General features: G+C 40.3%; 20 protein-coding genes, 2 tRNA genes and 2 pseudogenes. 11 read left to right on the top strand and 13 right to left on the bottom strand.

Annotation, left to right across the window (positions count from 1 at the left end):
• Window positions 1-456 precede the first annotated feature (456 nt).
• A pseudogene (locus MSVAZ_RS19845) lies at window positions 457-2112 on the top strand (IS1634 family transposase).
• 275 nt (window positions 2113-2387) lie between these two features.
• Here the strand turns inward: MSVAZ_RS19845 and MSVAZ_RS17695 are convergent.
• The 12 genes and pseudogenes from MSVAZ_RS17695 to MSVAZ_RS17640 form a co-directional block, all read right to left on the bottom strand.
• Window positions 2388-2675 carry a YunC family protein gene (locus MSVAZ_RS17695; protein ID WP_048123130.1) on the bottom strand — a complete coding sequence of 96 codons (288 nt, stop codon included), beginning with the start codon at window positions 2673-2675 and terminating at the stop codon, window positions 2388-2390.
• A gap of 16 nt (window positions 2676-2691) precedes the next feature.
• Window positions 2692-3507 (bottom strand): hypothetical protein, encoded by an 816-nt coding sequence (locus MSVAZ_RS17690; RefSeq protein ID WP_231592308.1) that lies wholly within the window; start codon window positions 3505-3507, stop codon window positions 2692-2694.
• 182 nt (window positions 3508-3689) lie between these two features.
• Entirely contained in the window at window positions 3690-4580 is an 891-nt protein-coding gene (gene map, locus MSVAZ_RS17685; RefSeq protein WP_048123126.1) for a type II methionyl aminopeptidase, read from the bottom strand.
• Between the two features lie 275 nt (window positions 4581-4855).
• Window positions 4856-6025 carry a M24 family metallopeptidase gene (locus tag MSVAZ_RS17680; RefSeq protein WP_048123123.1) on the bottom strand — a complete coding sequence of 390 codons (1170 nt, stop codon included), beginning with the start codon at window positions 6023-6025 and terminating at the stop codon, window positions 4856-4858.
• A 38-nt stretch (window positions 6026-6063) separates the two neighbouring features.
• Window positions 6064-6696 (bottom strand): hypothetical protein, encoded by a 633-nt coding sequence (locus MSVAZ_RS17675; RefSeq protein ID WP_048123122.1) that lies wholly within the window; start codon window positions 6694-6696, stop codon window positions 6064-6066.
• Between the two features lie 832 nt (window positions 6697-7528).
• Window positions 7529-7783, bottom strand: coding sequence for a type II toxin-antitoxin system MqsA family antitoxin (locus MSVAZ_RS17670; protein ID WP_048123121.1), 255 nt, complete (start codon window positions 7781-7783; stop codon window positions 7529-7531).
• A complete protein-coding gene (locus MSVAZ_RS17665; protein ID WP_232316149.1) occupies window positions 7780-8004 on the bottom strand; it encodes a DUF4258 domain-containing protein in 225 nt (74 codons plus the stop codon). Before MSVAZ_RS17665 ends, MSVAZ_RS17670 begins: the two co-directional genes overlap by 4 nt.
• A gap of 27 nt (window positions 8005-8031) precedes the next feature.
• Window positions 8032-8277: a hypothetical protein gene (locus MSVAZ_RS17660; RefSeq protein WP_229394561.1), complete on the bottom strand. Its 246-nt coding sequence runs from the start codon at window positions 8275-8277 to the stop codon at window positions 8032-8034.
• Window positions 8278-9253: 976 nt separating this feature from the next.
• Window positions 9254-10430 (bottom strand): annotated as a pseudogene (locus tag MSVAZ_RS17655) (IS256 family transposase).
• A gap of 240 nt (window positions 10431-10670) precedes the next feature.
• Window positions 10671-10743, bottom strand: a tRNA-Asp gene (locus tag MSVAZ_RS17650).
• 112 nt (window positions 10744-10855) lie between these two features.
• Window positions 10856-10971 (bottom strand) — tRNA-Tyr (locus MSVAZ_RS17645).
• Between the two features lie 440 nt (window positions 10972-11411).
• Entirely contained in the window at window positions 11412-12608 is a 1197-nt protein-coding gene (locus MSVAZ_RS17640; RefSeq protein WP_048123117.1) for a methionine adenosyltransferase, read from the bottom strand.
• A gap of 472 nt (window positions 12609-13080) precedes the next feature.
• On the opposite strand from MSVAZ_RS17640, the gene hisG reads away from it, so the two are divergent.
• The 10 genes from hisG to MSVAZ_RS21640 all read left to right on the top strand — a co-directional run bounded on the left by hisG (window position 13081) and on the right by MSVAZ_RS21640 (window position 21715).
• Window positions 13081-13950, top strand: coding sequence for an ATP phosphoribosyltransferase (hisG, locus tag MSVAZ_RS17635; protein ID WP_048123115.1), 870 nt, complete (start codon window positions 13081-13083; stop codon window positions 13948-13950).
• Window positions 13951-14317: 367 nt separating this feature from the next.
• A complete protein-coding gene (hisA, locus tag MSVAZ_RS17625; RefSeq protein ID WP_048123108.1) occupies window positions 14318-15055 on the top strand; it encodes a 1-(5-phosphoribosyl)-5-[(5-phosphoribosylamino)methylideneamino]imidazole-4-carboxamide isomerase in 738 nt (245 codons plus the stop codon).
• A 136-nt stretch (window positions 15056-15191) separates the two neighbouring features.
• A complete protein-coding gene (gene hisB, locus MSVAZ_RS17620) occupies window positions 15192-15767 on the top strand; it encodes an imidazoleglycerol-phosphate dehydratase HisB (protein WP_048123106.1) in 576 nt (191 codons plus the stop codon).
• A gap of 335 nt (window positions 15768-16102) precedes the next feature.
• Window positions 16103-16744, top strand: coding sequence for an NAD(P)H-dependent oxidoreductase (locus MSVAZ_RS17615; protein ID WP_048123104.1), 642 nt, complete (start codon window positions 16103-16105; stop codon window positions 16742-16744).
• Between the two features lie 162 nt (window positions 16745-16906).
• A complete protein-coding gene (modA, locus tag MSVAZ_RS17610) occupies window positions 16907-17737 on the top strand; it encodes a molybdate ABC transporter substrate-binding protein (protein WP_048123102.1) in 831 nt (276 codons plus the stop codon).
• Complete coding sequence (locus MSVAZ_RS17605; RefSeq protein WP_198146767.1) at window positions 17725-18531, top strand: ABC transporter permease; 807 nt, start codon at window positions 17725-17727, stop codon at window positions 18529-18531. The genes modA and MSVAZ_RS17605 overlap by 13 nt, the downstream gene beginning before the upstream one ends.
• Window positions 18528-19589, top strand: coding sequence for an ATP-binding cassette domain-containing protein (locus MSVAZ_RS17600; RefSeq protein ID WP_048123100.1), 1062 nt, complete (start codon window positions 18528-18530; stop codon window positions 19587-19589). The genes MSVAZ_RS17605 and MSVAZ_RS17600 overlap by 4 nt, the downstream gene beginning before the upstream one ends.
• Window positions 19590-19816: 227 nt before the next feature.
• Window positions 19817-20608, top strand: a complete 792-nt coding sequence (locus MSVAZ_RS17595) for a beta/alpha barrel domain-containing protein (protein ID WP_048123098.1) — start codon at window positions 19817-19819, stop codon at window positions 20606-20608.
• Window positions 20609-20648: 40 nt separating this feature from the next.
• Complete coding sequence (locus MSVAZ_RS17590) at window positions 20649-21563, top strand: Rossmann-like domain-containing protein (RefSeq protein ID WP_084626190.1); 915 nt, start codon at window positions 20649-20651, stop codon at window positions 21561-21563.
• A gap of 17 nt (window positions 21564-21580) precedes the next feature.
• Window positions 21581-21715, top strand: a complete 135-nt coding sequence (locus MSVAZ_RS21640; protein ID WP_255351948.1) for a hypothetical protein — start codon at window positions 21581-21583, stop codon at window positions 21713-21715.
• A gap of 63 nt (window positions 21716-21778) precedes the next feature.
• On the opposite strand, the gene MSVAZ_RS21465 is transcribed toward MSVAZ_RS21640, so the two are convergent.
• The gene (locus MSVAZ_RS21465) at window positions 21779-22297 is read right to left on the bottom strand and encodes a GNAT family N-acetyltransferase (protein WP_048123096.1); all 519 of its coding nucleotides are present in this window, start codon (window positions 22295-22297) and stop codon (window positions 21779-21781) included.
• Window positions 22298-22405 lie beyond the last annotated feature (108 nt).

Below are 22405 nucleotides of genomic sequence, written 5' to 3'. Positions count from 1 at the left end.
GTATGAGAATTTCTTAACCGATGACCAATGATTCCACATTAATAAGAACTATTTTCCTGGTCAGAAGACCGATTAATTACTCTAAATTGGAAATTTAACAGCATAATTCTAAGTTTTGAGACAGGCTCATAAGTTAAAATTATTCTTTTAGCTAACGTCCGACTCAGTACCAAAATCTAGTGATGAATGTAAAGTTCAAAATCATTGGACCTTGTAATTAGTCACAATCCTTGTGATACGACTTAAGAATTGAAGTCTTTAGATATCGAATATTGGTTTTGACTTTACTTTCAAAGAAGTGCGATTTTTGCTTGGATTTCTCCTCAAAACCACTATCAGATGCCTTTTCATTTCTCTTTAATTTGTTGATCCTAACTACTAAATTCACTTTAAAAGGTCTAATACTAACGATTTAATTGGAAAAGTATTTATAAATGTTGATCCTAATTAAAGAGTATGGTATTTTTGAGAAAGAAACTTATCAAAGGCAAACCTTACTGGTACATTGTAGAAGCTGCCAGGGTTAACGGAAAGGTAAAGACTGTTTTTCAGATTTATCTGGGTAGTGCAGAAAAAATACTTGAAATGAAAAAACAATGTGAATCGATGCCTTATGATAAACTTAAGTCTTTTGAGTACGGCAAGCTTGCCGCACTCCTTCATGTAAATGAAGAACTTGGATTCATTGACATAGTAAACAAGCATACTGACAAAAAATTAATAGATGGATTGAGTGTTGGAGAATACCTTTTACTCGATATAATTGGGAAAAGTCACGGCATTTTAAGTGAAAACGGGATCGAAGACTGGTTCAAAAAATCCCCAATATCTTTCATGTGGAAGTTTCCTCACAAACTAAATTGCCAGAATTTCCTGAACCAAATGAGTTACATTGATTCAGATACGATGAAAAAGATTGAAGACGACCTTTGTCGGGTTCTTGTTGAGAAGGGGTTAACTCCATCAATAATGTTTGTTGATGAATCAAACTGGTTTACCTTTGCCACTAATTATGATGAAAAAAGTGAACTGCTTCATAAAGGATATAACAAAAAGCATCGTAAAGACAAAAATCAAATTTGTGTATCACTGGCTGTAAATGAAAACAATATACCCTTATTCACGAACTTATCCTGGAAATGTTCCTGATCGGAGATTTCGGGCATGTAGAACAAATCATAATCGACTGACTGATAAATATCTGTTCTGAAGGAAGATCTTGTTCTTGTTTTCGATAAAGGTAACAACTCTAAGGATAACATTGAAAAGGTAATCTCAAAAATGAGTTTTGTAGGAGCCGCAAAAGCAAATCAGGCTGAGGAACTCCTTGATGTTCCACTTTCAAGGTATAATTACTTGTATAAAAACACAAAAGGTAGCGAGATTTTTGGGTGCCGGACAAAACATCAGTTCTACGGAACAGAATTCACAACCGTAATTACCTATAATGAAGGGACTTACAAACTTCAAAAAAGCACTTATGAAACAAACAAATCAAAAATAATTGATCAACTCCAAGACCTGCAGAGAAGATTAGAAAGCAGTAAAGGAAAAGAGAGAAACAGAAGCAGTGTAGAAAATGAAGTTTCAGAAATTATTCTGAAAAAATTCAGGACTGTCATAAAATACGAAATAATTGCAGCTCCTGAAGGTAAGAAAAAACCTCAGTTGAAGTTCTGGGTTGATGAGGAAAACGAAAAAAGGTGTGAAAAAACGTTTGGTAAGAATATTCTGTTTACGGATAAGCAGGAGTGGCATACTAAAAAGATAGTGAAAACATATAACAGTAAAAATCTTGTTGAAGACGATTTTAAGCTGTTGAACGACCATTTACTTGTCCCTGTAGGACCAGTTTATCACCACAAGGATGAAAATATAAGGGTTCATGTATTTTTGGCTATGATTGGCCTGCTTTTCTACAGATATTTGGCCTGGGAAGCAAAGATATATGGGTTTTCTATGAAACAACTGATTGAAAAACTGTCTGAAATTAAGATTGCAGTAGTTCAGGAAAAAGAATCCAAAAAAAGCAAAATTATTGTGGAAGAAATGGACACTAAACAAGCATCGTTATTTTCTTTTCTGAATCTGGAGAAATATCTGCCATCGTAATAGAATCGTTATTGGTAGGATTATTCTTTTATTAGGCATACACAGATAAAGCCGCAGGATAACGTAAAATCAGTCATCTTTGAAAGCAAAGTTTGATGATAACTGGATTCTTCTTGCGAATTCAGATTTTCAATCCAAAAATGCAAAAATCACTAGATTTTGGAACAGAATCTAACGTCCTCTCAGCTAAAAATAACTCTTTTAAAAAGGGATTCTTCCAGTTAAATATAATTTACTGGATAAAAATAATTTTTTCAGTTAAAAACAACTTTCCTTCAAAACATCCTTTCCAGAGCTTCCCTGCCAGTCATTCCGGGTTCGACCCCGAGTTCCCTGGCAAACTGGGTTACTTCAACGACCTGGGCTTTGAGCATGTCTTCAAAACTCTGTACGCCTTTTACCTTCGCTGCCGTGTCCCCAAGTGCCTCTGCAGCATTTACATTCAGGTATCCGCACATCAGAAAGCCTTTCTCCGCTCTTATAACCAGAAGAGAGTATTTTTGCATCTCAAAGCGGAGGCCAAGAGCACACCCTTTTTCAAGCTGAATCTGTTCAATAAGCATATTTTTCAGAATAGTTTTAAACCAGATTAACTTTTTGGACTACCTGATAAAACCATATAAAGATGTCTTTGAAAAATCCAGAGGATTTACTGACTTCTACGGCTTTTCCGGCAGCTCCGGTTTTATTTACGGTTGCATTGGTTTTGTTTTCTGCGTTCTGCTCAATGATTCTTTCTCTTTCCTGCATCTCGGCTTTGTAGGTTTCATTTTCAGAAATCCAGAGAGTTATATTTTTTTCCGAGCTGAAAGTGCCTTTAAGAACTGTGGTGTTGTTCTCATATTCCTGACTTTTGCTATTCAGCCCTTCTGTCCTTTCGACATCAAAGCCTGCAGGCAGATTGATTGTGACACTCGAGGTCGGGGTGCCCATCAGCCAGATATTCGCTTCCCGATCAATAGGTTTCTCAAAAATATAACTTACAGTTGCAGAATTAGTAATTGATGAGGTTTTTTGAATCTTGCCCAGAGCTTCTGTTGAGAGTACGAAGTCAACATCTGTTACTTTAACTGGCTCTGAAGTGCCATTGAGTTTCACATCAGGTTTTGTTTTTATAGATTCTTCCATTTTATCTCTGAGAATAGATCCTGCTTTCAGGATTTCCCATGCATTAACAAATCTATCACTGTTTCCTGCTTCCAGGTCTATGAAACTCCTGAAGACAATAGATTCATTGCCCGTAATTTGTTCTTGATATTCCCAGGTCATTCCTCCCCTTTCCAGCGTAATATTATTGCTGGGTACAAAGGCAGCGGTACAGGGCTCTGCCAGAAAGGCAGGCATAAAAAGGGTTATTATCAGAAAACCGGTTAAAAAAAGATTGTATCCTTTCAAGGCGCTCAACTCATGTTTTTTTAGTTTTTTAGTTTTTTAGTTTTCTGGCTTTTTGCTAACCTTTACTCTCTCCATCTTTTTAGTCCCGGTTCATTTTCAATTTATTTACAACTTATTTTAATTTATTCTCTATCTAGTTTTCTCTCTATTTTCAATTTCATTTTCTCTTCATTTTTTAGGTTTTACTTTGTTGTAACCTCGCAGCCGTCCTGGGTTATTATTATAGTGTGTTCTGCCTGGGCTACAAGCCCTCCTGAACTTTCGAGAAGTACAGGATAAGAGTGAATAATTCCTGTCTTTTCGAGCTGGAGTAATACGAAATCCAGTTTATCGGATTCAAGCCAGCGCTTTGCAAAAGGCAATTCCCTGTATTCTTCAACCTGTTTCAGGACATTCCGGACTGCAGGCAAACGGACAGGCTTTTTCCTTATAAGGCTGTATATCTCGGCCCAGTTTCCGTCATGGACAGCACCGCCTCCGTCCGTTGCAAAAGGCTCGATAGCGAGCACGTCTCCTTCTTTTAGAATCACTCCCCCTTCCACATGTCGGTTGGGGACTGCAGGATCATCGTGGGCTTCGTACTGGGAAAGCCCGTGACCTGTCAGGTTCATTATCGGGTTCAGTCCGTAACCGCGAATGCTGTTCTCGATTGCAGCTCCTAATTCCCCGGTAGAAATTCCTGGCTTTGCAAGGTCAATGGCTGCGGCAAGAGCCTCCTCTGCGGCTTTCGTAATGTCGGAATTTCCTGATAAGTCAACAGTTACAGCCGAGTCTGCAATATATCCGTCTACGTGGACCCCGAGGTCCAGTTTAACCATATCCTTCCCAAAAACGTCAGTATCGCCTATCTTAGGGGTTGCATGTGCAGCCTCCTGGTTTCTTGAAATATTGCATGGGAATGCAGGCTTACCTCCTAGCTCTATAGTCCGGTTTTCCACAAAATCTGCAACTTGCAGCAGAGTGTTTCCTACCTTGACCATTTCCACGGCTTCGGCCCTGACAATTTTCAGAATCCTGCCTGCTTCCCTATATTTCTCAAGGATATCTTGCTTATTGTGCACATTATCGGTCATATTACCCCTTGTGAATATTGTTATTGTAATTTATTGGAGTTTTATTGAAATCTTGTTGAAATCTTATTAGAATTATTGATAAATTGTAATTTTACTGAAACATACTTGAATTATTAAAGTCTTATTGCAATTTTATCTGAAAGTACTGAAACTTTAACAGTTTTCCTGAGTGTATTGTGGATAATCTTTTCTTTTAACAGACTATCTTCGATTTGAGCAAATTAAATATTGTCATTTAAATATAAATATAACAAATCCTTTCAATTGTAATTCTTTTATACTACAAATCTCTTTTCCAGCCCTGTAAAGTTCTGACATCCATTTTCGGTGACCAGGACCATATCCTCAATTCGTATTCCCCCGATTTCAGGGTAGTACAGACCAGGCTCGAGAGTGATCACATTGCCTACCTCAAGTAAAACCCCATTTTCTCCGACTCCTGGGAGTTCATGTATGTCGAGCCCTACCCCATGTCCTGTTGAGTGGATAAAACCTACCTTTGCACCACTTCGGTATGTGTCATAACCTTGCGCTTCGAAGAAATCGCAGACAGCATTATGCACATCAGATGCCTTTACTCCTGGCTTAACCATTTCAAAGCCTTTTTTCTGGGCTGCAAGTACAGTTTCATACATCTTTTTGAGCTCTTCCGAAGCTTTTCCATGCAGGACTGTGCGCGTCATGTCCGCAAAATATCGTTTTTTCTTGCTTCTCGGGAAAATGTCCAGGATAATTGGGGCGTTTGCCCTCAGAGGGCCGTCAGTCGTTCCATGGGGATTTGCTGTATCCTTGCCACATGAAACAATAGTTTCTTCTGCCTCGCATCCATAGTCCAGAAGGGTATGATCTATAACCGAAAGCACTTTAGCTCCTGTCAGTACTTCCCCTGAGTAATAGAGAAGGCCGTCCCTTTCTTCTGCTTCTGATATCAAGGCTATCGCGGCTTCCATAGCCTTTTCTCCGGCCATCTGGGCATACTTTATGGCTTCAAGTTCTTCCGGCCTCTTCAAACTCCTGATTTTTCGAAACGGGCTTTTTATTGGGACTACGGAAAATCCCGCTTCTTTAAGGTAATTTGATTCAAATACCGGGAAATCGTATGGCACTGCGACTTTCTTAATTCCTTCTCTCGCAAGCAGCTCGGATATGCAGGCTGCATAGGCAATAGATGGATCTTTTTTCTCCTTCATCTTCTCTCTATAACCAAGATCCTGCAATGTTTTTATTGTTGAAACCCTTGACTCGATCTCAGCTCTCCCTTTTTCCATATCCGAAATAAAAAGTATCTCTTTTTCTTCGTCGGTTTGCAGATATGCAAAATCGTCGGAAGCCAGGAAGCGGGTTACGTAATAAATATCTGAATTGTGAAGATTCCCTGTCATAAGATAGGCATCGGTGCCTGCCTCTTCAAGGGCCTTCTTTATACTGAACTCTGGTTCGGTCATGAAGGGTAATTCTAGCTTTGTGCATAAAGGTCTTATTGTCAGGGCTTTTTTCCTTCCATCCGTAAGATTTCTTCTTTAATTTCATATTTCAGAACAAAAAGCTCCTCAAGCATCCCAAAATAACGATTAAGAGAGGCTGTCATTTCATCCGAAAACCTGAGAAAACACACATATTTTCTTCTCCCCAGCTCGTTTACCCAGGCTTTATTCTCAGTTTCTCCTTTTTCGATTTTCCAGAAAAGCTCGGTAGCGCAGCCAAGAATTCTTCGAACGCTTGAGTTCAGTTCCTTTCTAATTTTTTCCTTTTTAAATTCCATGTAGTCTCTGGAAATATCAGGCTGAAACAGTGCGTTTCTATGGATCCAGTAATCGCCGTGGTTAAGATGAGTTTCTACAATATCTGAAATTTTGAGGGACAGCCCCTTCAGGTCTAAGTTTGATTCCCCGGGTTTTTTGTTATGAAGTCTTAAGTTCTCAGGAAAAGCTGCATTTTCTGGAGAGTGGGCAGCTATTTCAATTTCTCTTTGAATCCATTCGGAGGTGAATTTTTTGGTAGCTTCAATAAAATCGAGGGTTTCAAGCTCCATTTTTTCTCTGGTGCCTTCTAACTTTTCCTGTATGATATCCAGCTCTTCCTGAGGATCGTCAGACTTGACAGCTTCAATTTCCATCTTTCATTCTTCCAGCTCTACCTTTCCAACTCTACATTTTTTCGCAGTAATCACTAGTTCTATTTTTTTATATGCTACGTTTACTTTAAATACTGCTCGTATAATATGAGAATTTATATAAACTCAGATAAGTTTAATATACCTGTTAAGGCAAAAGAGAGCTCGTAAGAATCAAGGTGACCCTAATAAACTCTAATATTAGATGTGGAATGCCTATATCTTTTTTATTTATCCAGTTTGCTGGTAAGGGTACAGAGTATGTGAAAAAAGAGGAAGTATTAAGAAAATGATAGAAGATATACTTTACTTTGGAAACTTAATTTTCTTTCTTTTTTTATGTGAGGTAACATTTCGGGTTGTGTTTAGCGTTATCCGAATATGCTTGAATAAAGGCGGAAGTCCCAAAAGCAACGAATACCACAGATTATATGAAGAAAGTATGGAATGGATGAGGCAAGGAAGTCGAAACCCTCACAGACGATGAATACTACAGATTATATGAAGAAAGTATGGAATGGATTCGGAAGTGATGAGTTCAAACGTATTTAGAAAAGTTTTTACTTTTACTCAAAAGTAATGAGTTTAAAAGGCTAGTGTACAATAATTTCTGTAAACTTTGATTTTACCCATTATGCACAGGTTTTATTGTAAAACATGTTGCATTTTGCACGGTTTAGCTTCAATTTTTGAATAAATTTGAGCTTAAAAATCGTAAAAATACATAGCTTTTATTATAACCTATGTATTGAATATAAACGAAAAGAAGGTTTACCTTCAACATACAAAGATAAATAATTAAATTTCATGAGCTGATAGCGTGTAAATATACAAATCACGCTAAAATTTCATCGAAACTTAGTTCTCCGGCAGCCACTGGATGCAAGAGCAATTTGGACTCATAAAATTTCTTCATAATAATATCTATTTTCCTTGAAACTTCTGGGGTATAATATGCTTCTCCGCAGTTTTCACATATGTAGGCAGAAACATCTTTAATGGCAATGATCTGCTCTCCGATTTTTGCCACAAATTCTGTCTTACCTTCAACAAGTCTACCTTTACAAAAACTGCACCTGTCAGGTTTCATCTTTGATCTCTCCTAAATATGTAGTCTATCCATTTATTATTTTCCGGGATATATACTGTAATAATTCTTGCATGATCCTCACATTCTGCTACCACAACATGACAGGGTCTACCCTCAGAATATGCAAAAAACAAAGCTGACGGACATGGTTCGTCTTCTGGATAATCCTCAATTATTTGGCCATAATCTATAACCTCTTTTATGTTATCAGTTTTGAACAAATACTTAAGTTTTGAAAAAAGAATAGATTATTTAACCACTCTATACAGAGGTTCTCCTAACTTTTCATTTCCGTTTTCATCTAGCTCTCGTATCGTGTACTCTGTGACTATCAAATTAAAAGTTTGGTCCGGATCATCCGCGAACTTTCGGATATCATCAATTTCTAAATCAATTAAAGTAGGTTCATCATCTTTGATTTTTACTAAAATTTCTTCGTAGTTGTTGAGCTCTGCGAGTTTTTCAAGTGCTTCAATTATTGTCATTTCAGTCATGCTTTTATTCCTCCTTTTCCGTAATTCAATAGTTTTCTAGCTCGTTCGTGGATTCGGTTTCTTCTTTTAGCACCACAAAATCTTTTATTATGTAATCGCAGGATGACGAAGGGCAAGCCCATCCATACGGGGAATATCGCCACTTACTGTTTATTCTCTCTCTTTTATAGATTCTTTTCAGATATTCACTATGCTTTGGACACAGTGGTTTAGGAATTGATTTCTTTCCATTAAGCTTTAGTTGTCCCTGGTGTTTGTTTTGTTCTGTTATATATTAAAGTAGTGTATAATCTTCTGTGAATTCGTTTTATTACTAAGCACTGGTTTTACTATAGAATGTTCGTATTTTAAAGTTCCTCACAAAACAGGCACTGTAAAGTCTTAGGAAGATGATATTTCATAGGTTCAATGCTAATTGAGAGATATTCATAGCTCCCCAAGACTTTACAGTACCCGACTTAGGGCTAATGTTATGGGGCAACATTCACTCAAATTCTCCTTTTAAGAATTCCCCATTCAATGAGTCTCTTTTCTATATATCTCATTTCGTAATCAGTAAAAGACAAGCTCTGATAATGCCTAAGACTTGTAATGTGAGCATGTCCCTGACGAGAGTAAATCTCAATCTCTGGAATCCCTGCCTTCAACCTACTTTCGGCAGGTCGACATAAAGAATTTGAATATTTTTCTTGATATTGTTTTTCAACATTTGATAATTATCTAGCAGAGTTAAAGCTGGTTAACGTGTGGCTCAACTCCAACGATATATATAAACACTGAATCCTTTTTCTATCAAAGTTTAGCATGAAAGATTATGTTTGGATCATATGTAAACCTAATAACTACATACGACAAGGGATAATTATTTCCAAATCGACATCAATAAAATTATAAAAAATGAAATGTCGACCTGCCGAAGGCAGTGTGCTTAATCTTCTGTAAATTTGACTCTATACCCCTGATTCTTCTTTTTTGATTACTGCTCCATTACTATATACCTGTTTCCTGTAATCCAGTCTTCATTTATATCAATCAGTATTGAGACTACTAGTCTCAATACTGATTCCTGATTCGGAAATGCTCCCACAACTCTGCTTCTTCTTTTTATTTCCTTGTTAGTTCTCTCCATCATATTTGTTGTCCTTATTCTTCTCCAATGACTCTGTGGAAACTGCATGTAGTTCATTACATCATACTGAAAATGTTCAAGAGTGTCAGCTGCACTTTTATATCCCATATTATCCAGTTCTCTGATCAAATCCTGTAACTTCTGACGGTCTACCAGTGCTTCTTTTATTTTCTCTGATACTTCCTTCTGTTTCTTTTTTGGAACCTTTTTTAGAGCTTGTCTTATCAGGTGAACGTGACACATCTGCCAGCTTGATCCTATAAAGGATTCTGTAACTGCTTTTTGTATTCCTTTATGACCATCAGAAACAACTAACTTCACACCTCTTAATCCTCTTTCTTTAAGGTCTTCGAATAGATCTTGCCAGAATATAGAGGCTTCACTATCTGCCAATCTTACTCCAAGAATCTCACGCAAACCGTCATCTCTTATTCCAGCAACTACAAAAAGAGCTTTGTTTTCATAATGAAGCCCGTCTCTTACTTTGAGATATGTAGCATCAACAAAAAGGTAAGGAATTTCATGTTCTATTGGCTTTGAAAGAAATTCTTCAACCTTCTCATCCAGTTCTTTAGTAATTCTGGAAACAGAAGAAGCTGAGATTCCCTCTACTCCTAAAGCAGTCATGACCTTTTCCACCCGTCGGGTGGAAACACCTTGAAGGTAAGATTCCGCTACAGCGGCTAAAATGGACTTTTCAACCCTGGAGTACTTTTCAAATACTTGAGTTTCAAAGGGAAATTCACGGAATTGGGGCTTTAACAATTCGAGTTCTCCATATTTGGTAAGGAGAGTTCGGGGTTTGTAGCCGTTTCTACTAGTTTTTCGTGAAGTAGTTCGTTCATAACGTTGTGCACCGGCTTGGAGAAGGGCTTCCTCCTCCATGACAAGGTTTTAAAACCAGGTAATTAGCTGGCGAATTCCATCTTCCTGATCGACAAGATAATCTTTTATGAATGAGAATAGATTAACCATTGACTCTGCTTCCTATTTTTTGTGATGAAGAAAAAGGATACAGAGTCAATCATAATTTACAGAACTTTCGCTACACTGCCGCAAGAAGAAATTTGTTAGAATTGTAGTAAGAATAAACAGTTTAATAAAATTTTCAGGAATTAATAGATTCCTAATGTGGATATGAAATCTTTTTAAAAAACTTCTCTATTTGTGTTGGAAGCACTGCCTAATAATAAATTCTCATAAAATACTATAAAAAAAAGTTTTCGCTCGATTAGTGACAATCGAGCTTTAATTTAGTCAATAACGCCCGGACCGGGATTCGAACCCGAGTCGGAGCCTCGACAGGGCTCCATGATAGGCCTCTACACTATCCGGACACTTCGGTGTCTTTTGCTATTGTTTTTCACCCGCGTTGCGAGCAAAACATAAACGCTTTTTTAATATATAAATGTTCCCGTTGAAGCTTTTCGATTCTGGAAATTGTTTAGGTCCCGCCTCCCAGACTCGAACCGGGGACATCGCGGTGCCTGCGCGGAAATGTACGGGTAATTTTACCCGCACGAGCCGAACTACAGCCGCGCACTCTACCACTGAGTTAAGGCGGGACAATGTTTATTGTTCCACTGTTGCACTGCTTGAGTGCACCATCTCATATATGGTGATGATATATATGTTTTACGCTAGATATGGGCTATAGGGGCATTTTTATGAATATTTTGAGCATGTAAACTCATTCTATAGCCTACTTTACTCTAGACTCTCAAATGTTCTCTCATGAGTTCTCTTACGAGTTCTCTGGAGTGTTTTCATAACTCGATGTTACTCTCCAGTTCTTAAAAATAAATTTGTTTTCCAGTAAATGCCCACATTTGACCTGAAAATAAACTTATTATGCCTAAAAATAACCAGCTTTAATCTTAAATCCCCGGATTTCACATCAAAAATGAGTAACTTCTTATTAATTTATACACTAAAATTAAAACTAGTCCAAATAAAAGTATTATGAAAAGAACCCAAAGGTTCTTCTCGATAATGTTTTCCTTGTTTAGAAAGTGTTCAATTCTCCTTTAATTACCATTTCGGTAATCTTTGTCACATTGGAAAGCCAGTCATCCATGACAACTTCGGCTTCGGCTTTGACCTTTGCAAAAGAAGTGCCTTCTCTGGGGATAATCTGCGCACTTGCTACGAGTGGCTGGTCAATTGGTTTTCCGATCTGGGAAAGCAGCCTTATGTAAACGTCCTGGACTTCCGGAACCTGCTTTACAATATCACGGGCCATCTGGGTCGAGAGGAGGTTGTAGATTTTACCGATGTGGTTAATCGGGTTCTTTCCGCTGGTTGCCTCCATACTCATAGGCCTGTTTGGCGTGATCAGCCCATTGCAGCGGTTTCCGCGCCCTACCGAGCCGTCATCCCCCATTTCAGCTGAAGTGCCTGTAACTGTGAGGAAAACAGAGCTGGTTTTCAGGTCATCTCCTGTGTTGATGCAGACCTTTACATTGCGCTCAGTATACATGGTTGCCATCTCCTCAACATAAGTCTGCATTTCCTGGGTCATATTTATGTAGCTGTCAAGGTCGTCAATATATCTCCCGATCATGCCGCTGCATATTGTAAGAGTTATGTCCTCTCCATCCCTGAGTCCCATGACCTTCATATCTTCTCCGATTCCAGGCATGCGCGACTTAAGGTCTGTGAGCAGTTGCCTTTCGGTGTTATATACGAGGTTTTCAAGCTCGGAAAATGGAGCATGCCCAACCCCGAATGAGGTATCATTTGCAACCGGAATCCTGTCTCTTTTGAAGACATCTCTCAGGTCTGAAGACCCTGTCCCGAGTTTGCAGTCCATTATGACATCTCTTTCGAGATCCATGTTTACAAGGGTATTCTTAAGATAGCGTCTGGCAGCTTGTAGAGCTACAGACTCGGTAGCAAGATCTACCCCCTCAAACTCCTTTGTTGCCCTGCCTACCAGTAGAATATATATAGGCTGCAGTATTTCTCCGCCCCCGAACTTTGGGCTGGACCTCCCGGCTACAATCTGGGTTTCGTCAGTATTATGGTGGAGTACGGCTCCACATTTGCTTATGTATTCCCTGCATAGTGCGCGACTTACGGCTTCGGCCAGTCCGTCTGATATACTATCAGGATGCCCTATCCCTTTGCGTTCTACAAGCTCTATCCTCTGTTTCTCAATAGGAGTTTGGAAGAGCTCCTCCACTTTGATATTTCGGGCCATTTAGATCCTCTTTTTTCAAAATCGATAATAGTTTTTATTATTAAATGGGAATGTTATTGATTTACTATTTTTCGGTCAGTTGTACCATCAGTCTGCTATACTTAGCACTCTGTTGTGATTAATTCTTTTGTTACTCTGACATTAATAATTTCTAATATATACTTCAAAACTCATTTCCCTATTAAATTACTATGACTATATAATTTTTCCCCCTCCTTAATTACTAAAGGTAATAATTACTCTAAAAACGATTTTTTACCTTCAATTCTGGAAGTTTACTGATTTGTCATCAAAATTAATTCGTAATGAGTAGGCTTTTTATCTATGGACTTGCCTTTCTTAAAGGAAAACTTCTATGAGATCTTACCGTGAAGTCTATATTATACTAGAGTATTCTGGATAAATGTTTTTACTTTGATGAGCTTACCCGGGAAAACACCTCCCGGCAGATTATTTATAGAGGACATAACAGATGATTCGCATTGCAATACCCAATAAAGGGCGCCTTTACGAACCCACAATCTCTATTTTCAAAGATGCAGGGCTCCCAATAAGTGGAGGGGCCGAAAGTCGAAAACTTTTTGCAAAAACTACCGATCCGGATATCCATATCCTCTTTGCCAGGGCTGCTGACATTCCTGAGTACGTACAGGATGGGGCTGCAGACGTAGGTATTACAGGCATAGATCTGATTACGGAAAGAGGAGCAAAGGTTGAAACTCTTCTGGACCTTAAATTCGGAAAGGCTAGCCTTGTTCTGGCTGTCCCTGAGGACTCTGATTTCCAGAAAGCAGAGGATCTTGAAGGCCGAAAGATTGCAACCGAGTTCCCGGAAATCACACGCCAGTACTTCAACAATCTTGGAATCAATGTTGAGGTTATAAAGGTTAGCGGAGCCTGTGAAATGACTCCACATGTGGGAATAGCGGATGCAATCGTGGACATCTCAAGTTCCGGAACCACTCTGTTGATTAATCATTTAAAGCCTATTGACACCGTTTTTTCTTCCACAGTCTATCTGATTGCAAATAAGGAAAGCCTCAAGAAAAAGGAAAAAATTCTGGACATAAAAACTGCACTGGAGAGCGTGCTAAATGCAAAGCATCGGCGTTATCTTATGATGAATGTTCCCGAGTCTTCCCTCAAAGCAGTAAAAGAAGTCCTTCCAGGAATGTCAGGTCCGACGGTTATGAAGGTCGAGTCCAGCAAATTGCCCGGAGAATCCATCCTTGCAGTTCATGCTGTTGTGGACGCAGATCTGATTTTTACCATTGTAAATAAGCTGAAGAAGGTTGGTGCGCGTGACGTTCTTGTCGTACCTATCGAAAGAATAATGCCCTGAAAGGAAAAAATCCGGAAAATGGGTTTTCAGGCAAGACAAACAGAATGGGATTTAACAGAATGAGATTTCTCAAAGATAGAATGAGATTTCTCAAAGATAGAATGAGATTTCTCAAAGATAGAATGAGATTTCTCAAAGATAGAATGAGATTTCTCAAAGATAGAATGAGATTTCTCAAAGATAGAATGAGATTTCTCAAAGATAGAATGAGATTTCTCAAAGATAGAATGAGATTTCTCAAAGATAGAATGAGATTTCTCAAAGATAGAATGAGATTTCTCAAAGATAGAATGAGATTTCTCAAAGATAGAATGAGATTTCTCAAAGATAGAATGAGATTTCTCAAAGACGTGTCGGAGATGTGACTTTGGTTTTTGAAGTAATTCCTGCAGTGGATATGAGGGGCGGAAAGTGCGTTCAGCTTGTGCAGGGAGTGCCTGGCAGTGAGATTGTGTCCCTTGACGATCCTGTTGAAGCTGCTCTTGATTGGGTTCGAAAAGGGGCAAAGACCCTGCATCTGGTAGATCTGGACGGAGCAATTGAAGGAGAGCGTAAAAACGCCCCTATAATCGAAAAAATAGTGAGTGCATGCCAGGAAAAAGGGGTGCAGATTCAGGTTGGAGGAGGCATTCGGAGTTTTGAGGACGCAGCTTCTCTGCTTGAACTGGGAGTCTCGAGGGCGATTCTCGGAACGGCTGCGCTTCAGAACCCGGACCTTGTAAAACAGCTCTCAAATGCCTTTGGAAGCGAACGTGTGACCGTTGCCCTGGATGCAAAAAACGGAAAAATATCTATCAAAGGTTGGACTGAGGAATGCTCACAAACTCCTGTAGAAATGGGCAGGAAGTTTGAAGAACTGGGTGCAGGCAGCCTGCTTTTTACAAATATCGATACCGAAGGCCTTATGCAGGGCGTAAATCCTGTCCCTACAAAAGAACTTGTGGAATCTGTCAGCATTCCGGTAATCGCATCTGGAGGAGTAAGTTCCCTTCAAGACCTTCAGGTCCTGAAGAAAACTGGGGCAGCAGGAGTGGTGGTAGGCAGCGCTCTATACACAGGCAGGTTCACACTTGAAGCAGCGATTGAAATAATCCGGCATGAGTGATCTGAACCTTATTTTTACTTCCTGGCAGAGACCTTAGGCATAATTCCACTTTTTCAATCTTCCGGAAAAACATAGAAAGGAATTCACGGTAGCCAGATAGAAAGTATTTATAAATTTAAAGAGAATGTGATGCTGTATGAGAACAGGCAGATTGTCCCGCAAAACAAAAGAGACCGATATCCAGCTTGAGCTGAACCTTGACGGCACTGGGATTGCCGATATTAACACAGGGATCGGGTTTTTTGACCATATGCTTACTTCTTTTGCAAGGCATGCAGAGTTTGACCTTAAAGTACGTGCGGACGGCGACCTGTACGTGGACGAGCATCACCTTGTGGAAGACACAGGAATAGTTCTCGGAAAAGTGCTTGCAGAGGCGCTTGGAGATATGGCAGGAATTGCCCGTTTTGGGGAGGCCAGAATTCCAATGGACGAAGCCCTTGCCGAGGTCGCCCTGGATGTAGGCGGACGCAGTTATCTTGTCCTGAAAGCTGAGTTTTCATCTCCTCAGGTAGGACAATTCAGTACCCAGCTTGTCAAGCACTTCTTTGAAACGCTGGCCTCAAATGCAAAAATTACCATCCATGCGAGTGTCTATGGCGATAATGACCATCACAAAATCGAAGCTCTTTTCAAGGCTTTTGCCTATGCAATGAAACGTGCTGTAAAAATCGAGGGCAATGAGGTAAAAAGCACTAAAGGTACTCTGTGAGGCAAGCCTTTTGAAATAATTGCTTTCCCTCAACCCTTTTCAAAAAACTGCTTGTCCGCAACCCTTTTCAAAAAAGGCTTGACCGAAAACCCTTTTCAAAAAAGGTTTGACCGAAAACCCAGGCGTTCAAGCAACAAGGTGGTCAGCATGATCAACCGGCGTAACTATTGAGGGTCAACAGTTGCACTCAACCCAGGATGATGAGATTCGTTTGAATCTTATCTGATTCCGCAGGTTCAGATGCGTAGTTTTTCGTTTCCTGTCGCTTCAAAAGTTAAACGACCTTACTTTTTTATTCTGGAAAATGAATTTAATATATAATTTGGGGGAATGAAATGAAAGTTCTTTATGTTTACGCACACCCGGAACCTAAATCGTTTAACGGCGCTTTAAAGGAAACAGCACTTGCTGCCCTGCAGGAGAAAGGGCATGAAGTAAAGCTTTCGGACCTTTATGCAATGAAGTTTCATCCTGTCTTGAAAGCTTCGGATTTTCCTGAACGAAAAAAGCAGGACGTTTTCAAGCCTTTCTTTGAAGCGATCCAGGCCTCTAAAACAGGGGCTTTTGCGCCTGATATTAAAGAGGAAATGGAAAAGGTAAAGTGGGCAGACCTTCTGATTTTCCAGTTCCCTATTTATTTCACTTTCATGCCAGCTATAATGAAAGGATGGATCGACCGCGTTCTGGCTCCTGGGTTTGGGTTCAACCCGGTTACGAATAATGACTACGATACCGGGCTCTTTAAAGGAAAATCCGCAATGATTGTTGCAACTACCGGAGCTCCGAAAGCAATGTATTCTGAGGGAGGGGCCCACGGAGACCTGAATAAGCATATGGAATCAATAACTCATTGCATTTTTGAATATATGGGGATGAACGTGCTTCCATCTCATATAATTTACGAAGTGAGCCTTATGTCCAGGGAAAGGGGAGCTGAAGAATTAGAAGATTACAGGCATCGAATACTTGACCTTTAAATGAAAAAATACACTTCTTTACTTTTTTATATCTTGGTCCGGAGAACAATAAGATTTTTTACCACTCTCCAATTATATTTATATAAAATGTTTTTATAATAAGTCCTATTAATCGTTATGCATATTCAGACATATCGTCTAAATTCCATGTGAGGGTTTTGCATGAAAAAGGTCTGCGCATTCATAATTATCATGGTGTTGGCTATGGTTATGGCTATGGTTATGGCTGGCTCCGGATGTACTGAAAAAATGTCTCATGGTCCTGCTTCTAATTATTCGGAAAATGAATTTGAGGGACAGAAGCTCACTGTTTGTGCCGGAGCAGGACTTATAAAGCCCATGAATGAATTGATTGGGAATTTTGAAAACGAAACTGGAGCAGATATCGAGGTTCGTTATGGAGGAAGTGCTGAAATCTTCGGATTTCTGACCTCTAAGGAGTGCGATGTCTTCATTCCCGGAGACTATCACTACACTGAACAGGCTATGGAAAGGAATTATGTTTTCAATGACAGTGTGGAAAACCTGACCCGACATATCCCGGTTATCGCAGTACCTGCGGGAAATCCTGCAAACATAAGCAAACTCGAGGACCTGGCAAAACCCGGAGTAAAGCTGGCTCTTGGAGACCCGAATGGGCCTGCAATAGGCAGGGTCTCGGAAAAGATCTGTACACAGGCAGGAATCCTTCCTGAAGTACAGAATAACACAATTGTCAAGACTGCAACAGTAAATCAGCTCCTTATTTACCTCACGTCCGGAGATGCGGATGCAGCAATTATATGGGAAGATATGGCAAACTGGAGTGAAGCCAGTGGAAAACTCAAAGTAATCTCTATCCCTGAAAAACAGAATAAAATACAGACCATACCCACAGCAGTTTCCACATATACAGAAGACCCTGAACTGGCAGAAGCATTTAACACTTACATTGCAGGAGATGAAGCGAAGGCCACCTGGGAAAAATGGGGCTTTGAGCCATGCAGTTCTTAAAATACCCGGGTATGAAATACTCCTGGTTCAGGAAACTCACAGTGGGCATTGCCCTGTTCTTCACTTTTTTGCTTTTCTTATCCATAGGAACCTTGTTCTTCGTCCTTAGTCCATCAGAAATCTTTTCAGCCCTGCTTTCGGAAGAAATGCTTTATTCAATGAAACTTTCCGTGCTGACCTCTTCAATCTCAACATTTTCTGTAATGTGCTGTTCAATTCCGACAGCTTATGCCCTTTCACGTTTCTCCTTTCCAGGAAAAAGCATTATAAAAACCGTACTCGGGCTTCCTATGGCATTTCCTGAACTGGTAATGGGCCTTGCCCTCCTGCTTCTTTTCGGGCAGAGCTTTCTCGGGCCTGCGCTTGAAGCTGTGGGGATAAAGGTAACCTTCAGCAATCTCGGGATAATAATTGCCCAGTTTTTTGTAGCTTTTCCCTATGCTATAAGGATTATTTACTCTACCTTTGAAGACATCAACCCAAGATACGAACTGGTCTCAAGGAGCTTTGGGTACGGGGAATTCGAAACCTTCAGGCACGTGACTCTTCCAATGGCAAAGAGTGGGCTTTTTGCTTCAGGAGTGATCACCTTTGCTCGTTGTATAGGGGCTTTTGGAGCAGTGCTGGTGCTGGCAGGGGGATCATATATGTATACCGAAGTTCTGCCTGTGACCCTCTACCTGAACATTTCCTATGGAAATCTGGAAATGGCAATCACAAGTGGAATTTTGCTCATGGGAATTGCTTTTCTTGCAATCCTCAGCTTTGAAAGGTTTGAAGGGGGGAGGCTGTGAGTTTTCTTGAAGTCAGGGACCTCTGCCTTGATGTAGGGGGTTTTGAACTCGACAGGATAGAGCTCAAAGCCGAAAAAGGAGATTATCTGACTTTGATAGGCCCTACAGGAAGCGGGAAGTCCCTTCTCCTTGAGACCATAATAGGGTTTTACGGTCCTGAAAAGGGCAGGATTATTCTCGAAGGAAAAGATATTACCGATCTTCCTCCGAATATGAGGCAGATAAGCATAGTGTATCAGGATCACATGCTTTTTCCCCACATGAATGTTTTCGAAAATATAGCATATGCAATTCGAAAAAAGCTCAGAGACAAAAAGCAGATCGAGGCTGAAGTAAGGCAGATTGCCGGAGTCCTCGAGATAGGTGAGTTGCTATACAGAAAACCAGGTACCCTGAGCGGAGGGGAAAAACAAAGGGCAGCCATTGCAAGGAGCCTTATAGTCAGACCAAAACTGCTCCTTCTGGACGAACCTTTCAGCGCCCTTGATGCAAGAACAAAAGAAAAGCTCAGGAAGATGCTGAAAAAAGCGATCAGTGAGTACAGTACTACTGTTTTGCATGTGACCCACGATTTTGAAGACGTCTGGGCTCTGGCGAACCGCGTGGTCGTATTAAGGAAAGGGAAAGTTATGCAGTCAGGTGACCCTGAATCGGTTTTCAGGCGACCTTCTCCTGATTTCGTGGCCGAGTTTCTGGGCACCAACGTGCTTGAGGGAAAGGTAAAGGCTCTCGAAGGAAAACTTACAGTGATTGAAGCCGAAGGACTGAAAATCTATTCATCAGACCCTGCCGAGCCCGGAGAAGAGGTCGCTGTCTCTATTCGCCCGGAAGAGGTTATTCTTGCCAGAGGGGTCATGGAAAGTTCGGCCCGAAACACTTTGAAAGGAAAAGTTTCAGGAGTTTTCAAAAAGGAACATCTTGTCGTGGTCGAGATGGATATGGGACATGCAGAAATTAAAGTCGTGGTTACGCCGACTTCATGTGAAATGCTCGGGCTCGAACCAGGCAGGGAAATATATGCTGTGTTCAAAGCTTCAAATGCCAGGATAATAAGGTGAATTTACAGGAAAATTCACAGGAACATTCACAGGACAAGGAAAATTTGAAGTTGGAATGAACTAACGCATATTGGGAGCAAGATTAACAGAATCATAAGTAAAATGAAAATACGCCGGTAGCAAAGAAATTGATACGAGGTTGATACGAGATTAATATAAAAACCGGCAGCTAAGAACATTGAAACATAAAAGCAAGGAATTTATAACGAAAATCTCTGAGGTAAAACATGATAGACCTTTTTGATCTGTATTTTTATGAAGACTGTCCTTATCAGGATGAAAGCGCAGAACTGCTCAGGCTTGAAGGCAGGGGAAAAATGAGGATTGTTTCAAGAGAAAACGGGATATGTGCCTGTGCTGGCGACCTGGCAGAGTATTATGAAAGAAAAAACCTGAAGACCCTGAATTACCTTCGAGACGGAGAGACTTTCAAGCCCGGGGATGCAATTTTCGAAGCCGAAGGAGACCTTAAACTCCTGTTCAGGTACTGGAGGGTTTCCCAGACTTTCCTCACCATCATGTGTGCAATTGCCACGAAGACGGCATCTCTCGTTAGTGCAGGCCGAAAGGCAAACCCTGACCTTATTATTGCAACAAGCCGTAAGACCCACCCCGGATCGAGGATATTTGAGATTAAAGCCGTGCGGGCAGGCGGAGGAGACATTCATAGAAACTCCCTCAGCGATTCCATTCAGTTCAGCCAGAATCATCTGGAAGTTGCAGGCGAACTGGGAAAGCCCAAGGCTATTAAAAAGATAGAAATAGAGCCCAGAACGAGAGAAGAAGCGTTCAAATATGCCGGAATGTCGGATATTATGCTCCTTGACCATATTTCTCCGGAAGAACTGCGGGAACTCGGGCCCGAACTTAAGAAACTAAATCCAAAGCTTGAACTTGCAGTAGGAGGAATTAAAGGGCTCATGATTCCTGAATATGCTCCTTTTGTAGATATTATCGTTATAAGCGCTCCCTATTACGCAAATCCGCTTGACTTCTCAACAAAAATCGAAAGAATTTGAACAGAGATTAATAGAGATAAAAAGGTAAAAAGGTGGCAGCATGCCAGAAACAGAATATCCCGAAAAAAGAAAATTCCCGGAAAATGAAGAAAAAAAGGAAAAAAATGGACTGAAAGGAATAGGAAAAGGAAAAACAGGGGAAGTAAATAAAGGGGAAAGAAAAAAAGAAGAAACTGAAATTCTGCCCACCCTGGTGAATGCTCTCAAAAATGACCTGGACCCTGCTCTTAAGGACGTAGAAGTAAAGGATGTAAGGATAGGGCTCGCTTATATCGGAGTCCTGCTTTCTGAAAACTATGGGGGCGTTGCCTGTACCCCTCTTTACGAGTTTTCAGGCTGTCCTGCTCTCGGGTTTGCGGGCTCTCTGAAAGGTAAAACTGCAGATAAAGTGCTTGAACTTGCCCTGTCCAAAAATCCTCTTGAAGCTGCGGTCGGAATTGCAACTGCAAATGCTCTTTCTCACATGCTGCTGGATACAAAACCTGAAAAATTCCTGACATCAAACGTGGATATCCTTGACCTCATAAAACCCGAAGACAGGGTTGCAATGGTAGGATATTTTGGTCCCCTTGTCCCTAAAATCCTGAAAATAACCGAGAAACTTACGATCCTCGAAAAGCGTGAAATCGAATCTCCGAAAACCCTGACTCTGCCCTCGGAAAAAGCCAGAGAAGTTCTCCCTGTATCGGATGTAATCATTCTCAGTGCAAGTACTCTCGCCAACAGGACTTTTGATGAACTACTGTCCCTGGGGGGCGCAGCAAGGGAAGTTGTCCTGCTAGGCCCAAGCTCTCCTCTTTACCCTGCCCCGTTTTTTGAGAGAGGAATTACTGCAGTAATGGGAACCCGAATCTTTGATCCTATGACTATGCTTACCATTGTCAGCGAAGCAGGAGGTACGAAAAAACTTCACAAGTACTGTGGAGAGAAAGTGGCATTTAAAAAAAACAAATAAATCAAAAATAAGTCTGCTTGAGCGAAGCAAAGCGTAGCGAAACAGACACCGTGCTCCCGAAGCGAAACTCTGGCAGCGAAGCAGGAGGAACGAAAAAACTTCACAAGTATTGTGGGGAAAAGGTAGCGTTCAGAAGAAACGAACAAGAATGAGTCCTTTTGAGCGAAGCGGGAAGGGAAACACCAATGTATTGAATAGCCAGTGATCCCGTATATTTATAGAAGAACTTTCTCCATAAAACAAACAGTAAAAGACATATGTTCAAACTTTTTTAATCCTGTTTCCTCAAACCCATATTTCTTATACCAGTTCTTTAGCCTTTCATTCTCATTTATGATTCCAATTGAGACTTTCTTCCCCCCATTTTGTTTAGCATATTCAACTACAAAGTCTATCAGTTTTCTTCCGTAGCCTTTGTGTCGCGAAGTCGGATGAACTGCTAATCTCTCCATATAAAAAATCTCATCGTTTGCTTTCTCAATTGCCACAAAACCTTCCTGTTTAATTCCAACGTATAAACCGTACATCTTTACGCCATTTACTTTCATTTCTTTAAGCTTAGTAATATTAGTAAAGGCAGGGTTTGAAGGATTATCCTTTTCTGTAAGGTTAAAATCCTTTGCGACCGTTATGAAAGAAGTCTTTACAGTCCGCAAGCTTTCTTCTAAATCACTTTCAGAAGAGACTTCTCGGATATATATATTATCAGTATTGCTTTGTTCTGCAGTGATCATAAAAATACCGGCTTAACCATTCAATTTAAACAATACCAGATATCAATACCAGATATCAATACCAGATATCAATACTTATAACGCTACATGTCGTCTGAATTCTTAGCT

It is taken from the genome of Methanosarcina vacuolata Z-761 (assembly GCF_000969905.1).
In the GTDB taxonomy this organism is placed as follows: Archaea; Halobacteriota; Methanosarcinia; order Methanosarcinales; family Methanosarcinaceae; genus Methanosarcina; species Methanosarcina vacuolata.
The sequence above is the reverse complement of the archived record's forward strand: the minus strand, read 5'-3'. Positions and strand labels throughout refer to the sequence as shown.

Coding starts and splice junctions, on each gene's coding strand:
- MSVAZ_RS17595 (WP_048123098.1), top strand. CDS start 19,817: ATGATAGACCTTTTTGATCTGTATTTTTATGAAGACTGTCCTTATCAG.
- hisB (WP_048123106.1), top strand. CDS start 15,192: ATGAGAACAGGCAGATTGTCCCGCAAAACAAAAGAGACCGATATCCAG.
- MSVAZ_RS17680 (WP_048123123.1), bottom strand. CDS start 6,025: ATGACCGAACCAGAGTTCAGTATAAAGAAGGCCCTTGAAGAGGCAGGC.
- MSVAZ_RS17615 (WP_048123104.1), top strand. CDS start 16,103: ATGAAAGTTCTTTATGTTTACGCACACCCGGAACCTAAATCGTTTAAC.
- MSVAZ_RS17640 (WP_048123117.1), bottom strand. CDS start 12,608: ATGGCCCGAAATATCAAAGTGGAGGAGCTCTTCCAAACTCCTATTGAG.
- map (WP_048123126.1), bottom strand. CDS start 4,580: ATGACCGATAATGTGCACAATAAGCAAGATATCCTTGAGAAATATAGG.
- MSVAZ_RS21465 (WP_048123096.1), bottom strand. CDS start 22,297: ATGATCACTGCAGAACAAAGCAATACTGATAATATATATATCCGAGAA.
- MSVAZ_RS17660 (WP_229394561.1), bottom strand. CDS start 8,277: ATGACTGAAATGACAATAATTGAAGCACTTGAAAAACTCGCAGAGCTC.
- MSVAZ_RS17605 (WP_198146767.1), top strand. CDS start 17,725: ATGCAGTTCTTAAAATACCCGGGTATGAAATACTCCTGGTTCAGGAAA.
- MSVAZ_RS17695 (WP_048123130.1), bottom strand. CDS start 2,675: ATGCTTATTGAACAGATTCAGCTTGAAAAAGGGTGTGCTCTTGGCCTC.
- MSVAZ_RS17670 (WP_048123121.1), bottom strand. CDS start 7,783: ATGAAACCTGACAGGTGCAGTTTTTGTAAAGGTAGACTTGTTGAAGGT.
- MSVAZ_RS17675 (WP_048123122.1), bottom strand. CDS start 6,696: ATGGAAATTGAAGCTGTCAAGTCTGACGATCCTCAGGAAGAGCTGGAT.
- MSVAZ_RS17590 (WP_084626190.1), top strand. CDS start 20,649: ATGCCAGAAACAGAATATCCCGAAAAAAGAAAATTCCCGGAAAATGAA.
- hisG (WP_048123115.1), top strand. CDS start 13,081: ATGATTCGCATTGCAATACCCAATAAAGGGCGCCTTTACGAACCCACA.
- modA (WP_048123102.1), top strand. CDS start 16,907: ATGAAAAAGGTCTGCGCATTCATAATTATCATGGTGTTGGCTATGGTT.